The organism is Verrucomicrobiota bacterium, assembly GCA_016871495.1.
GTDB lineage: Bacteria > Verrucomicrobiota > Verrucomicrobiia > Limisphaerales > VHDF01 > VHDF01.
In genome coordinates this window covers 1-13808 of record VHDF01000012.1, presented here as the reverse complement: position 1 = coordinate 13808, position 13808 = coordinate 1, and the positions used below count along the sequence as shown (strand labels likewise).

Below are 13808 nucleotides of genomic sequence, written 5' to 3'. Positions count from 1 at the left end.
GGGAAAGTTATTTCTTGAGAACGGCCCTTGCGGCGGGAGGCACTTCGTCGATCAACGCCAGCCGGCTGCGTTGCAAGGCCCGTGTGTAGGCAATGATCGCCCAGCGATCCGGGATCGGCACCGTCGCGGCGTAGGAGCCCATGTTGTTCTTGCCATGGGTGATGATGCTGAACAGTTCGCCATCCGACATTTCCGCGATCCGCTTGTCGTGAAGATTCGCAATGATCGCCATGCCATATTTGGTGGTGATTCCCTTTCCATCACCCGCCACCCCATGGCACGGCGCGCAGTAGATGTCGTATCGTTCGCGTCCACGCGCCATCATTCCCGCGTTCACTTCCACCGGGATGGAGGCGACGAAGTTCGTCGTGCCCGTGACCATTCCGGTGTTGACGGGCAGGTCTTCATAGGGCGCGCCTCGGGCCACCGTGCCCGAAACGTGAAGACGCGAACTCAATCCGTCTCCGAAAAACGAGGCATCCGTCTGGGGCCGTAACTTCGGCTGGCGGTCCATGTCCGGAAAAACTTCGATGGGCGGGCGGCGGGACAGGCCGCCGCGGAATCCGGCGACGCCGACGACGGCGGCCGCCAACAAGATCAATCCAGCGAGGAAGTAGCGCATCTATTCCTCCACCATTTCCACCCGCTTGCACCCGCTGCATTCGAGCAGCTGGCGGATGTCGGATTCCGAGTATTTGGGATCCGCGGTTTCAATCACGAGGAAGTATTTGTCGTGGGTCGCCAGGGCGAAACGGCGATGCTTGAGCAACGGGTGATACAGCCGGGGCAATTTGTTCAGGAAAAGCATGCCAAACAAGGCGCCGAACGCCCCGAGCAGAATCGTCAACTCGTAGGACGGCGGGAAGGCGGCGTGCGGACTGAACATCGGCTTGCCGCCTACGATCAACGGATAGTCGATGGCATTGGTGAACCAAATCATGAGCATGCCGAGGGTGTATCCCGTCGCGCCCCCCACGAAAGAAAACCAGCCGACCCGGGAATTCTTGATCCCCATCGCCTGATCCATGCCGTGAATCGGAAACGGGGTGAACACATCCCAGCGCCGGAAACCCGCGTCGCGCACCTTCTCGGCCGCGTGCATGATGTCCGCAGGCGTGTCATACTCGGCCAGGATGCCGTAAGCTCTCGCGCTCGAGGTCATCAGTGATGCCCTCCTTCCTTGGCGCCTCCCAGCGGATGGTGGGGATCCGCCTGTGGAGTCACCCCTTTCACTTCAGAGATCGCGATCATGGGCAGAAATCTCAGGAACAGAAGGAACATGGTGAAAAACAGGCCGAATGTGCCCAGGAACGTGCAGATATCCACCCAGGTCGGTTTGAAGTAGGACCAGTTGGACGGCAGAAATTCCCGATGCAACGAAATCACGATGATGACGAAGCGCTCGAACCACATGCCGATGTTCACCAGGATCGAAAGGATGAACACGATCCAGACGTTGCGCCGAATCGCCTTCCACCAGAAGAGCTGCGGCACAAGCACGTTGCAGCCAATCATGATCCAGTAGCCCCAGGCGTAGGGCCCGATGGCGCGGTTGATGAAGGCGAAGCGCTCGTACGGACTGCCGCTATACCAGGCGATGAAGAACTCCATCCCGTAGGCGTAACCCACGATCGAGCCCGTCGCCAGCGTCACTTTGCACATCACATCGATGTGCCTCATCGTGATCACGTCCTCGAGCTTGCAGATCTTCCGCAACGGCACCAGCAGGGTGAGCACCATGCCGAATCCGGAGAAAATGGCGCCGGCCACGAAATACGGCGGGAAAATCGTCGTGTGCCAGCCCGGAAGCTGGGAGACCGCGAAGTCCAGCGAAACGATCGAGTGCACGGACAACACCAGCGGCGTGGAAAGTCCCGCCAGAATCAAATAAGCCTTTTCGTAGTTGCTCCAGTGCCGGTTCGAACCCGTCCATCCGAGGGCGAACAAGCCATACAGGAACTTGCGGATCGTGGTCTTCGCCCGGTCCCGCATCACCGCCAAGTCAGGGATGAGCCCGACGTACCAGAAGAGCGCGGATACCGTGAAGTAAGTCGAGACCGCGAACACGTCCCACATCAACGGCGAGCGAAACTGCGGCCAGACGGGGCCGTTCGAGTTCGGGATGGGGAACAACCACCAATCGAACCAGACGCGGCCAACGTGCAGCGCGGGATAAATTCCAGCGCACATGACGGCGAAAATCGTCATGGCTTCGGCGGCGCGATTGACGGCGGTGCGCCATTTTTGCCGGAGGAGGAATAAGATCGCTGAGATCAGGGTGCCGGCGTGTCCGATACCGATCCACCAGACGAAATTGATGATGTCCCAACCCCACATGACCGGGTGGTTGTTGCCCCAGACTCCAACGCCCACGCTGATCTGGTAAATCAGCATGGCCCCGAGGAGGCTCATGAAGCCGAAGCTCGGTACGAACGCCATCCACCACCAAGTCGGGGTTTTCCCCTCCATGATGGCGGCGACCTGGTCCGAGAGCCACCCGATACCGCGTTGGTTTCTGACCAGCGGCTCGCGTTCGAGCTCCGCCGGAGGGGGCGCGATCTTGATCGATGAGGGTAACGCCGCCTCGGACATTAGTGCGCTCCTTTCTTATCAGCCGCGTAACCACCGGGGGTGCCGTGGGCTGCGCCATGGTGGCCCAGCTTGTTCCCCATGCCTTCCCATTCCTTGAAACTGCCCGGCGATTTCGCGTAATCGGGCATGGCGGGATTCGGATTGCGAATCTTCGCCAGATAAGTGATGCGCGGCTTCGTGGCCAGAAATTCCAGCACGGTGTAATCGCGCTGCTGCGCCTTGAGCTTCGAAACCCGGCTGTTGGGATCCTTCATGTTGCCAAACACGATGGCGCCGGACGGACACGCTTGTTCGCACGCGGTCTTGATCGTCCCGTCGGGCACCTCGATGTTGCCTTGCGGGCCGGCCTTGACCTTCTGCGCGATCTTGGCCTGCTCGATTCTCTGCACGCAGAAAGTGCATTTCTCCATGACGCCGCGCATGCGCACGGTGACATCCGGATTCTTGACGAGCTTGAGCAGCTCCCATTCGTCGTCCGGGCGAATGCCTCGATCCGGATTCTTCCACCATCGGATCAAGTCCCATTCGCCGTCCGTCGAGTGCAGAAGCGGCGTGGTATAGAACGGGCCGGCCAGCAAGTGCAAGGGGCGGCGGTTGTAGTCGACGTAATTGAACCGGCGAACCTTGTAGGGGCAGTTGTTCGAGCAGTAACGCGTGCCCACGCACCGGTTGTAGGCCATGACGTTCAGGCCTTCCTCGTCATGCACGGTGGCGTTCACCGGGCACACGTTCTCGCACGGGGCGCTCTCGCAATGCTGGCAAAGCATCGGCTGCAAGATCATCTGCGGATCGGCCACTTCGCCGGCGTAATAGCGGTCCAGCCGGATCCAGTGCATCTCGCGGTTGCGGGACACTTGATTCTTTCCGACGATGGGGATGTTGTTTTCACCCTGGCAGGCAATCATGCAGGCCGAGCAGCCCACGCACGTGTTGAGATCGATCGACATCCCCCAGGCATGCGTGGCGCGGTCCCGCGGCGATTTGCCGTCCGGACCCGGAATATCGAGTGGATTCTGATAGAGGGGTTCGAGCTGACCGTCCTTGCCGCGAAGGCCGGGAGGCTCGTGCATGTTCATGCCCTTCGCGAAATCGGGGCGTTCCTTGAACTGCTCCAGATTGGCCTCGCGAACGATCGGGCGGCCTTCCATCGCCCAGTGATTCTGGGTGGTGGACAACGGGTGGAGGTTCTCCAGGAACTGAACCTGAGCTCCCGCGGCGCGATGCAGTGACCCGGCGGGGCGAATTTTATAGGCGTTGTAGCCCGTGTTTTGCCCAACCCGGCCCGCCTTGCCACGTCCGTAGCCCAGGGCCAGCCCCACGGTGTGATCCGCCATGCCGGGCTGAATCCACGCGGGGCCTTCCACGTTGCGCCCGGCGAGGATCACTCTCACCCACGGCACGCGCAAATTGTTGTCCTCTCGATCGACGATTTGAAGTTTGAGATCGTCGGCGGTCTTCTGGCTGAGCAGCACGACATTTTCCCAAACCATCTTCGTGACGGGATCCGGAAGCTCCTGCAACCAGCCGTTGTTGTTCTGGCGTCCGTCATCGACTCTGCTGTCCCGGAAGAAAACGACTTCCAACTTCTCCGCGGAAGCGGGAGCGGGGGGTGTCAAACTAGCCAGAGAGGAAACCAGCGCGGAAACCTTGAAGGATGCAGCGACCGGTTTCGGGGCGCTGCCTTCGAGGTAACCGTCGTGCAGAAACTTCTTCCAAGCTTGCTCGGGGTCGCCCGCAAGGCTTTGGGCCTTGAAGGTGGTCCGGACAATTTCGTATGCGCTCGTCACCGGCAAACCGGCGAGGCGGGCCAGAAACTCCAACTCCATCACGCCGTCGAACAGAGGAGCGATCAGCGGCTGCACCGGCACGAGTGTGCCATCGGCGGTGCGCCCGTCGCTCCAGCTTTCCAGATAATGGGTGGCCGGAAAATGCCAGTCAGCAGCGAGGCCGGTCTCGTCCTGGTAAAAACCGAGCCGAACCACGGTCTTGGCCTTCCGCTGGGTGGAGGCCCAATCGAGATCGGCAGGAGCAGAATAAACCGGATTGTCGTTGAGGATGACCAGGGTGTCGACTTGGCCTCGATTCAGCAAGGCGGCCAGTTCGGGGAGAGATCCCGACGCGGGAGCCATCAAGGGTCGCAATTCGAGGGTTGTGCCAACCGCACCGAGCGCGGCGTTGATGGCGTGGGCCATCAAATGCACGGCCAGCGGCTGCCGGTAACCCGCGACAACCAAAGAAGAACCTTTATGCGCCGCCAGATCCTTGGCGCATTCCACGATCCACTTTTCGTGGGCCGAAGCCGGCCCCGCGACGCCTGAAAGCGGGCTCACGGCCTCGCCGAGCGCGCCCGTAACGCGCAGAACTTCCTGGGCGAGACGCGCCGCAATGGCGGGCACCAAGCTGGGAACCACGCGCAAACGGTGATCCGCGTTGCCACCCGTCAAGGTCATCAGCGATTCCACGGCATAAAGCCGGCTCAACGGATCCGTCGGCTTCTCCAGCCTGCGGCCATGGGCATAGCCCTGGATGAGGCGGGCCGACTCCTCTTCGGAGCCGAGAATATCCGCATCGAGCGTCACGATGCGGCTGGCCTTCTCCAGGCGATACACTGGGGAAACGACGGGTCGCATTCCCGTGGCGCCGCTGGGATCAGGCCCGAATGCGGCCCTGGCCGCCTCCCGATGAACTTCGAAATCGACCGCCTCATGTTCGAACCAGCGGGCGGCAGGCCACTTGGCCAGAATTTCGGATTGCAGCCGATGGCGGGATGGGGAACTGCTGCGGTCGCTCAAGAAAGCGATCCCTGCCCCCAAAGAACTCTGTCCTTTGCGTGCCAGTTCAGCGAGAAAATCGATTCCCGCCTCGCGTTTCCGGGTGTTCCCGGCCTGCGTCACCTTCAACGAACGATCCGGATCATAGAGGTCCAGAATCGAAGCTTGAGTGTAAACATCCGTTCCGCCGGCCTGCCCGGGGAACTGGGCATTGCCCTCAACTTTGGTGGGGCGACCATCGTTGGAACGAGCCACGAGCGGGAAGGCCGTTCCACGCGACGGCCTTGAAGTGGCGAAATATTGGGGAACTCCGTGGATGTAATTCTCAGGAGCTTTGCCGAACGGAAGAATCTTTTCCTCGGGACGCCGACACCCGCTTCCCATGCCGCCCGCTCCAGCAAGGAGAAAGGAAGCGGCCATGATCCGCATGAAATGGCGGCGCGAATGCGGATCGGACATCTCGCCCGCGCCATGGGGAAACTCCCGTTCAACCCATTGGCGGAACTGGGGCGAATCGGATAATTGCTCCAAACTGCGCCAATATTGAGGGCCGGACTCCGGCTCGGGACAAGGCGGGGGAATGGTTTTCATCGATGACAGGCGGAGCAGCTCTGGAGGGATTCGACTTTCCAGTCATGCACAAACTGGGCGCCGTGTTGCTTCTGAAGTTCGGCGTTCTTCACCGGATCCTCGCTCCATTTCCAATTTAAATCCGTGATTTTGTCCGGGGGACGAATTTTCGCCGCCGGATCACGATGGCAATCGAGACAGAAAGCCATGCTCAAGGGCTTGGCGTGCGAAACCTCGTCCATTTTATCGATAGAACCATGGCATTCCACGCAACTGATGCCCCGGGTCACATGGACGGAGTGATTGAAATAGACGTAATCGGGAACTTTATGGACCTGCACCCAGGGAATGGGCTTGCCGGTGGAGGCGCTTTCCCGCACCAAGGCCAGACGCGGATCGTCTTTGAGCACTTGATTATGGCAGTTCATGCAGGTCGAGCTGCTGGGAATGTTTGAGTACCAGGACTTTTCAACCGCCGAATGGCAATACCGGCAATCAATGCCCAACTGGCCGGCATGGGTGGCGTGGGAAAATGAAACGGGCTGAATCGGTTGATAACCCACGCGGGTATACTTCGGGGTGGCGTAGTACCAAACTCCGCCGATGACCGCACTCCCCACGAGCAGCGCCCCGACCAAAATCTGGCCAGGTAGCCTGTTCGTCCATTTGGGAAAGATATCTGACATGGAAGGAGGAAAAGGTTGCTCGGTAAGCAGGTCAAAAAAATGACCGGCTCTCCAAGTCTCTCAACCGGGAGTGGCTAAGTGTTCAAATGCTGGTTTTCCGCAAAATTTGGGTGTTCCGGGCGAAAGAACCGCCGACAACTGGTGGCGTTGTATCCGGACCAAAGCCGAGCTGCAAGCACCGTGAAGTCGATCGGCGGACATTTGGGTTTTCTTAATAGTCGGGATAAGACCCCAACCCCCGCCATCCCCTCCCCCCTATGCGAAGAGTTCGATCCTCCAAGAAAATCATTCAGACCGCTCGCCTGAATCCTCATAGTTCTGCAACTCAGTGCCTCGAGCCCGCCCAGGGCGGACTCGAGATTACTGCCGCCCGGAATAAGGTGGATTCATCTCGATAACCTTTCCGGAAACCCGACCACACGGTAAGCCATACGCGCTCTCTATGACATCCCCCACCGCCAGACCTCCATGGTTCAATCGGGCCTCCTTGATCCGAGCCGTCCTGATTGGAACCGTCCTTTGGGCATGGATCCAACCTCAAGCAGCTTCCTCCAGGGAACTCCATGCCAAGCGACTCAAAATCTATCAAAACCACGCGATTCGCGCCGACGAAGACGGTTTGGCGGTGAAACTCGAGGCGGTGGCGAGGCCTCCCCTTTTGAGTCAAACGGAATTCCACCACCAAGTCGAATCCATGCTTGGACGCGCCGAGGCTTGGGCGCGAGCTCAAGCGCTCGGCGTCTCGCACCCGATCTCCGTCCCGATCCTCATTCATGTCCACGGCGGACTGAACACCTGGAAATCCACGTTCAAGCGGATGGACCTCGTGGAAAGCATCACCAACGCGCCCAACCGGGCGGACCGGCATTATCCCATCTTCATCTCCTGGCCTTCGGGTCCTCTCGACAACTACTGGGAGCGTGTATGGGATTTGCGCGTCGGGGTCAAAGACAGGGAACGTGGACGCAAGTTCATGACCCGGGCCACGGCACCGGTGGTGATGGCCACCGATTTTGCCAAGGCCGCGGTTGGAGCTCCCCAATCTTGGGGACACCAAATCGTCAACGCCAAGGATCAATTCGCCTACCCCGGACAGGTTCTGAACCCGGGCCAAAACGGCAAGAGCCAGTGGCTCAGCCAGTTGTTTCTGCTGTCCGCATCGAATGCCGTGCGTGCGCAAAGCGAAGGCTTCAGCATTCAACGAGGACAGGCGGACAGCCAGTTGCTCGAGAGCGCTGACCGAGTCGTTCGCAACTCTCTCAAATCACCGGTCTATTTAACTTTGGGCACGGTCGCGCAAGGCGAACCGAGCATCGCCGCCTGGAGCGTCATGAAGCGTCGCACTCTGAATCTCTACAAACCCGCGCAGGAGCTCGAGTGGCTTCGGAATGCCCCGGGAGGTGAATCCATCAAAGACTTCTCGGCCCTGGGCGAGTTCTTCAAGATACTCCTCAAACGCGTGAGTCAAGTTTCGCCGGACGAGTTGCGATACGAAATCACCCTGGTGGGCCATAGCCTGGGAACAATCGTTTTGAACAATTTGCTCACCCGCCACGCGGAGGAATGGCGTGAAACCGGGGCCTTGCGGGAAATCATTTACATGGCCGCGGCCTGTTCCGTCCGCGAAGCCGCCGCCGCCATCAAACCACTGCTCACGAGTTGCCAGGGTTCGGGCACGTGCCACCAACATTTGAGGTTCTCCAATCTCACCTTGCACCTCTTTGCCGATCTGAGTGAAGCCATGGGCTGGGGATTCCTTCCGGCCGGAAGCTTGCTCTACCAAATCGACACGCACCTCGAAAACCCCAAAACGGCTTTGGATCGAACCCTGGGCTGGGAGGACATCAACGCGCTCTCCGCCATCGACGAATTCGCCTCCGTCAAGGATTATTGCCATTTCAAGAGTTTCGATTACGACCCGGGAACCCTCCCCATGAAACACGCGGATTTCAACGATTGCCACTTTTGGACCCGCGACTTCGTCCGGTCCAAACAAGATCCGGTGGATTCTCCCGATTATCGAGTCCAACTCCACCAAGCACAACCAGCGGGTCAAAGACAAGGATTCGGACTCAACTACAAGAAAGACTGGCGTCGGCGCAGCCGGTAAAATGGCAGCCATTCATTTCCGGAAGCACGGCGGTGTCGGAGACCCGCCGCAGCGGGCCGACAGGTCAGAAAACTCCAGATTTTTCAACGTATTCAACTGCGGTTTTAAGCAAAATAGTCGAGAGTTTCATCCCGTCCCAACCGACGAAACGCAACTCAAACTCGTCCCGCTAGGAATCCCAACGGGATTCCGGCCCGAAGCCCAAGGTTGCGAGGAACGAGCTACCTTGGGTCACGGTTCGCCCATGGAAACCAACCCCAACGGGGTTGTGACGAAATCCTATTTCCGTCTGCAGGGGTAAAGCCACAACCGCGTTGCGGTTGAATTCATATCCAAACGGCAACCCAAGGTAGCTCGTTCCTCGCAACCTTGGGCTGGATGACAAAATCCCTTTGGGATTGAAGGCGGGATTCCGTCGCCGTGGGCATCGCCCATTCCGTGGCCCATTGAGAAAAACAAGACGAAGAACGAGGCGTATCCTTGATGGATCTGGTGAGTGATTCGGAAAGGCTTTTTCGCCTGGAACTTGCGAAGTTTCATGAAGGGCAACTGCCGTTTTTAGCAAAAGAACTCCGCCGGGCCAGGGTGCGGAATGGTGAGTAACTTCACCATCAAGTTGGTCGGGAGGTTCAAAGGTTGAAAAGATGAATTCGCATTGAAGCCCGCGAAGCGGTTCGGATACTCGGACCCATGACGCCACGCTCCCCTCGTTTGCGAATGAGTTCAACCGATGGTTCGCGGAAAAAAACGAGCGCACCCGTGTCGGGTCCGCAGACCCCCCCTCTGCTCCTGGGATTCGAAGGAGGCGCCACCCACACCGTCGCCATCGCCGGTTCACCCGGTACCCCGAACCGTTTCCGCCGGCTGGAATTCGGCCCCGGAAACTTTCGCTTGTTGGGCGAACGAGGATTGACCCGGCTCTTGCGATCCCTGGCGCGGGTCTGTCCGAAGCCAACCGCCGTCGCGGGTGGATTAGCCGGTGTGAGGGATGCGAATGACCGCGCCGCCTTGTCGAAAGCCATGAAGCGCGTTTGGCCCAAGGCCAGGATTTGGGCCGGCAATGATCTGGAAACGGCACTCGCAACCTCCCCGGCAAACGGCGATCGACACACCGTTCGGGCGAAGCCATCGATCGAGACCGTGAGGATTCTGGTGCTGTCCGGAACAGGCTCCTGCTGCTTCGGGGTGGGGAACCATGGAGAGAGGGCCAAGTCGGGAGGATGGGGACACCTTCTTGGGGATCGCGGCAGTGGTTATGCGCTCGCTCTGGACGCGCTGCGCCGGGTCCTCAAAGATTGGGATCATCGTTCCGTTTGGCCCGCCTTGGGCGCGGCTTTTCTGCACGCGCTTGGCCTCAATTCGCCGGAGCAACTCCCCGCCTGGATTCAATCCGCGGAGAAGTCCGCGGTGGCAAGTCTGGCCCCGGTCATCTTTGCCTGCGCCCGCCGGGGCCATGGCGACGCCCGCAAAGCGTTGCAGAGAGCCAGCGATGATTTGGCGGAGGACGCCATCGCTTGCGCTCGGAAACTGTGCGGCGGACCCTCGAAGTCGCGGGTGGAGTTTGTCTTCGCGGGATCGATTCTCGTTCGGCAACCCGCGTTTTGCAGGCGGGTTCAGAGGCAGATCTCCTTGGCCTTCCCGAACGCCGAGTTTCAGACCCTGCGTCGCGAAAGCGTCTGGGGAGCGATCGCTCTGGCCGCTCAACTTGTTGACAAAACCCATCCGCTCGATCCAACCCCAACAGAATCGGTCACTCGATCCACCGACGGCGTCCACAACGCTTCGAAACACCTCCTTTCACCCACCGAGGAACGAAATCCGCGCTCCATCAACCTCGACCGCCTCGATCTTGAGGCGGCGGTGGAGCTGATGATTCGCGAGGAATCGCGAGTGCCGCGCGCGCTGCTGAAGCAGACCAAGGCGCTGGCTCGCTTGATTCGTTGGGTGTCGGAGGCGCTCGGGAGGGGAGGACGACTCTGTTATGTGGGCGCGGGCACCAGTGGACGGCTTGGCTTCCTGGATGCCTCAGAATGTCCTCCGACTTTCGGCACCGAACCATGGCAGGTGCAGGGGATCATCGCGGGAGGGCGCCGCGCCATTGGAGAGGCGGTGGAGGGCAGCGAGGATGATGAGGCGGAAGGCACCGCCGCCATGCTCGGGAGGGGCGTCTCCAGGAAAGATGTTGTGATCGGGATTGCGGCGAGTGGAAGGACTCCGTTTGTGTTGGCGGCGCTGCGGGAAGCAAAGCGATTGGGCGCCAGGACGGCCCTGCTGACGTTCAACCCGAGGGTGCGGCTCTCCAAAATGGATCGGCCGCATCTCCTTCTGGCGGTCCATACCGGACCCGAGGTTTTGACGGGATCGACAAGACTTAAGGCGGGCACGGCCACCAAGATCGCGCTCAATACGATCTCCACACTGGCCATGGCACGGCTCGGGAAGATCAGCGGCAACCTCATGATCGACCTGCGCGCCACCAACGCCAAACTACGGGCACGGGCGATGCGCATTTTCCAGGAGCTCAGCGGAGTCTCGTGGGCAGAAGCCGAAGAAATGCTTCATCGACATCAATGGCGCCTGAAGCCCGCCCTGGCGCAAATGGGCCGGGATCAACGGCGCTCCGCGGCGGCGGGTTGAGCCGGTCAAGGCAGAATGCGGCCGGAGAGCACCGCCTGAGCCAGAAAATGAGTCAGGCCGGTCAGCATCGTCCCCAAAAGAGAGGCGACCAAAAACATTCCGAATCCCTTGGTCTGATCGGGCTGCAGGACGATGCCCACTCCGTGATAAAGGGCGCGCACGGAGAAGACGGCACCGAGGATCCAACAACCCCAACTCGCGATAGCGGGGTGCGCGTCAAGAATGCGGACGAAAAGAAAAGGACTCCAACCATAAACGGCCAGGGTGAAGGATTGCTGGAAGGAAGGGAAAAAGTGAAAGCTATGGGCGATGACCCGGATCATGAAGCCGCCGCCGATGAACGTCATGATCAACAGGACAGCCTGGGCCGCTTGATATTTTTGAATCCGGGACGTTTCGACGGTAAGGATGCGGCTCAATTCGCCCTGGTGAGTCCCCCATCGGGCAATGCCGTAACCTTCCACCCAGACCGCGCCCGCCAGAAGCGGCAGAAGTGTCAGCAAAAAGACCGCCAGAGGATGGGCGCGCGATTTTGCAATGCGATTCCAAGCCCCAACCGGGCTGAGCAGGAGCATGATCGCGTTCAACATGGCGGCGCGAGTGTAGGGTGGTTCAACCTGATGACAACGAAATAGGAACGAAAAAGGGCCGGGATTTCTCCCGGCCCTTGGCTTTTGCATGGTCAGGCGAACGCCCAACCACACCTCCCACTCACCGAATTAGGGTTTGGCCGCGCGCACGAACTTGGCGCTCGCGCCCGAAGGCACGGTGCACGGCGTGCCCGCGCCCGCTTGCGTGGTCCAGGGACCCCCGATCGCGTCCGAGGTTTGAATCACCCAGCCAGACGGAAGCGCGGCGGGATCTGAGGTCACAACCACATTGGCGCCGCTCACCGACACTTTGAGGGTGACGTTGGACGGAGCCACGATGGGATCGTTAAAGTCCCAGTGCGCCACCAGCCCGCTCACCGAGTTGGCGGCACCCTTGCCCGCGAGTTTCTTGATATCGGCTTCGCTCAAGGCTCCGTTGTAAACCGCGAAGTCGTCCATCACTCCACGGGTCAAGTTGTCGCCCGTGCCCGGTCCACCCCCAATAATCAGGTTGGAGAAGTCGGTCGGCAGCACACCGGTGTTGTTGCCCTCGTGGAAGAGCACGCCATCGATCCAAATCTGCTTCACTTCGCCATTTTTCAGGAAGGCATAGTGCCGCCATTGAGACCACCACGAATTGTCACCCGAGAACGTCGACAGCGTGCTGATGTTGGCGCTGATGCGCTGGCTGTCACCGGCGCAGCATCCGGCCGTGTCGAAGTAGATCGTGTTGTCACCCCAGGGAGTATGGGCTTGGAAACCACGCGTGCTGCCGCTGCTGGAAGGCGAATTGGCCCAGAACGACGATCCGTTGGAAACATCGTAGCGATTCTGCCAGAACGACACGGTCATCTTGTCGTCGGCCGCAGCCGTGTTGAAGAACGCGCCCGTGTTGACGAGCAGTGACGAACCCGTGCGCCCCAAGTCAATGCCATAGTCGCCCGCGGCACCGGTGAAACCACCCTTGTCCGCCGTCCACTTGGAGATGCCCGTCAGGAAAGCGGGAATGCCGCCAACCTTGTCCTTCGTGAGAGGAGGCACGCGGAAGGTCCATTCCTCGGTGCGAGCGTTGTAGCTGACCGTGGCCTTGTGATCCGATGCGGGCGGGAAGGTGGTTGAAGGCTGGAACTTGGCCGTAATCACACTGCCGTTCTTGGTCACGGTCGCCGCCACCGGATTACCATCCAGCGTCAGTTTCACGCTGGCCAGATCCACCGGAGTGGCTCCTTTAGTGATTTGAACTTCAAGAGCCGCGGCAGGATCAACGACCCCGGCGCCGGGCGCGGGAAACACTGACGTGATGGCGGTGGGGAATCCAGAGGTCGAAGCGCGATAGGCTTTGAAACCGCCGTTGGCCGTATCATTGACGAGTACGCGCGTGCCGTCCGCCTTGACGGTCTTCCACTCGATGTTCGCCCCACCACCGCCTTCTTGCCAGGTGGTTCGGAAGGGATAGACACCGGCGTCTTGAACCACCAAGCGATACAACGTGTCGGAAGCGCCACGGCCCCCGTTGAATTCGCCGGCGTTTTGACGGCGGAACACGTCCTTGACGTTGCCCGCGTAGGTCAGGAATCCATCATCGCTGTTCACGATGAAGGTGTGGGTTCCGGCCGGAAGATCGATGAAGGTGAAGATTTCCGCCGCAATTCCGTCCGTGCTGTCCGACGTTCCCGGGATGCCCGGCATCTGATCGTCGGGCGTAAACTCGCCGTTGCTGCCCCCCGCCTGATCGAAATTGATCACGGTTTCCACTTCGAATTCGATCGGGAAACGGGTGTTCGGATCCTTCTTGCCCGGGCCCCGGGCCGAACCCACGTTATCGGGATTGGCAAGATTCTCGCCCAAGCGC

9 protein-coding genes are annotated in these 13808 nt (G+C 59.9%); 2 read left to right on the top strand and 7 right to left on the bottom strand.

The window, feature by feature from the left end:
• Positions 1–7: 7 nt before the first annotated feature.
• From FJ404_04275 to FJ404_04255, 5 genes are read right to left on the bottom strand one after another with little or no spacing between them, the layout of a single operon-like run.
• Positions 8–622: a cytochrome c gene (locus tag FJ404_04275; GenBank protein MBM3822103.1), complete on the bottom strand. Its 615-nt coding sequence runs from the start codon at positions 620–622 to the stop codon at positions 8–10.
• Complete coding sequence (locus FJ404_04270; protein MBM3822102.1) at positions 623–1162, bottom strand: DUF3341 domain-containing protein; 540 nt, start codon at positions 1160–1162, stop codon at positions 623–625.
• A complete protein-coding gene (locus tag FJ404_04265; GenBank protein MBM3822101.1) occupies positions 1162–2592 on the bottom strand; it encodes a hydrogenase in 1431 nt (476 codons plus the stop codon). The genes FJ404_04270 and FJ404_04265 overlap by 1 nt, the downstream gene beginning before the upstream one ends.
• Positions 2592–5954, bottom strand: a complete 3363-nt coding sequence (locus tag FJ404_04260; GenBank protein MBM3822100.1) for a 4Fe-4S dicluster domain-containing protein — start codon at positions 5952–5954, stop codon at positions 2592–2594. The genes FJ404_04265 and FJ404_04260 overlap by 1 nt, the downstream gene beginning before the upstream one ends.
• A complete protein-coding gene (locus tag FJ404_04255) occupies positions 5951–6619 on the bottom strand; it encodes a cytochrome c3 family protein (GenBank protein ID MBM3822099.1) in 669 nt (222 codons plus the stop codon). Before FJ404_04255 ends, FJ404_04260 begins: the two co-directional genes overlap by 4 nt.
• A gap of 442 nt (positions 6620–7061) precedes the next feature.
• Here FJ404_04255 and FJ404_04250 point away from each other — a divergent pair, with 442 nt between their 5' ends.
• Together FJ404_04250 and FJ404_04245 are read left to right on the top strand one after the other, a co-directional pair.
• Complete coding sequence (locus FJ404_04250) at positions 7062–8729, top strand: hypothetical protein (protein MBM3822098.1); 1668 nt, start codon at positions 7062–7064, stop codon at positions 8727–8729.
• A gap of 690 nt (positions 8730–9419) precedes the next feature.
• Positions 9420–11366: an N-acetylmuramic acid 6-phosphate etherase gene (locus tag FJ404_04245; protein MBM3822097.1), complete on the top strand. Its 1947-nt coding sequence runs from the start codon at positions 9420–9422 to the stop codon at positions 11364–11366.
• A 5-nt stretch (positions 11367–11371) separates the two neighbouring features.
• Here FJ404_04245 and FJ404_04240 read toward each other — a convergent pair whose 3' ends face one another.
• Positions 11372–11956, bottom strand: coding sequence for a DUF1282 domain-containing protein (locus FJ404_04240; protein MBM3822096.1), 585 nt, complete (start codon positions 11954–11956; stop codon positions 11372–11374).
• 129 nt (positions 11957–12085) lie between these two features.
• Positions 12086–13808 (bottom strand): hypothetical protein (locus FJ404_04235; protein ID MBM3822095.1); only part of this gene is annotated, 1723 nt, incomplete at its 5' end.

What these genes read in the sequence shown, in the direction of transcription:
- FJ404_04275 (MBM3822103.1), bottom strand. Translation starts at nt 622, where the DNA reads ATGCGCTACTTCCTCGCTGGATTGATCTTGTTGGCGGCCGCCGTCGTC.
- FJ404_04270 (MBM3822102.1), bottom strand. Translation starts at nt 1,162, where the DNA reads ATGACCTCGAGCGCGAGAGCTTACGGCATCCTGGCCGAGTATGACACG.
- FJ404_04265 (MBM3822101.1), bottom strand. Translation starts at nt 2,592, where the DNA reads ATGTCCGAGGCGGCGTTACCCTCATCGATCAAGATCGCGCCCCCTCCG.
- FJ404_04260 (MBM3822100.1), bottom strand. Translation starts at nt 5,954, where the DNA reads ATGAAAACCATTCCCCCGCCTTGTCCCGAGCCGGAGTCCGGCCCTCAA.
- FJ404_04255 (MBM3822099.1), bottom strand. Translation starts at nt 6,619, where the DNA reads ATGTCAGATATCTTTCCCAAATGGACGAACAGGCTACCTGGCCAGATT.
- FJ404_04250 (MBM3822098.1), top strand. Translation starts at nt 7,062, where the DNA reads ATGACATCCCCCACCGCCAGACCTCCATGGTTCAATCGGGCCTCCTTG.
- FJ404_04245 (MBM3822097.1), top strand. Translation starts at nt 9,420, where the DNA reads ATGACGCCACGCTCCCCTCGTTTGCGAATGAGTTCAACCGATGGTTCG.
- FJ404_04240 (MBM3822096.1), bottom strand. Translation starts at nt 11,956, where the DNA reads ATGTTGAACGCGATCATGCTCCTGCTCAGCCCGGTTGGGGCTTGGAAT.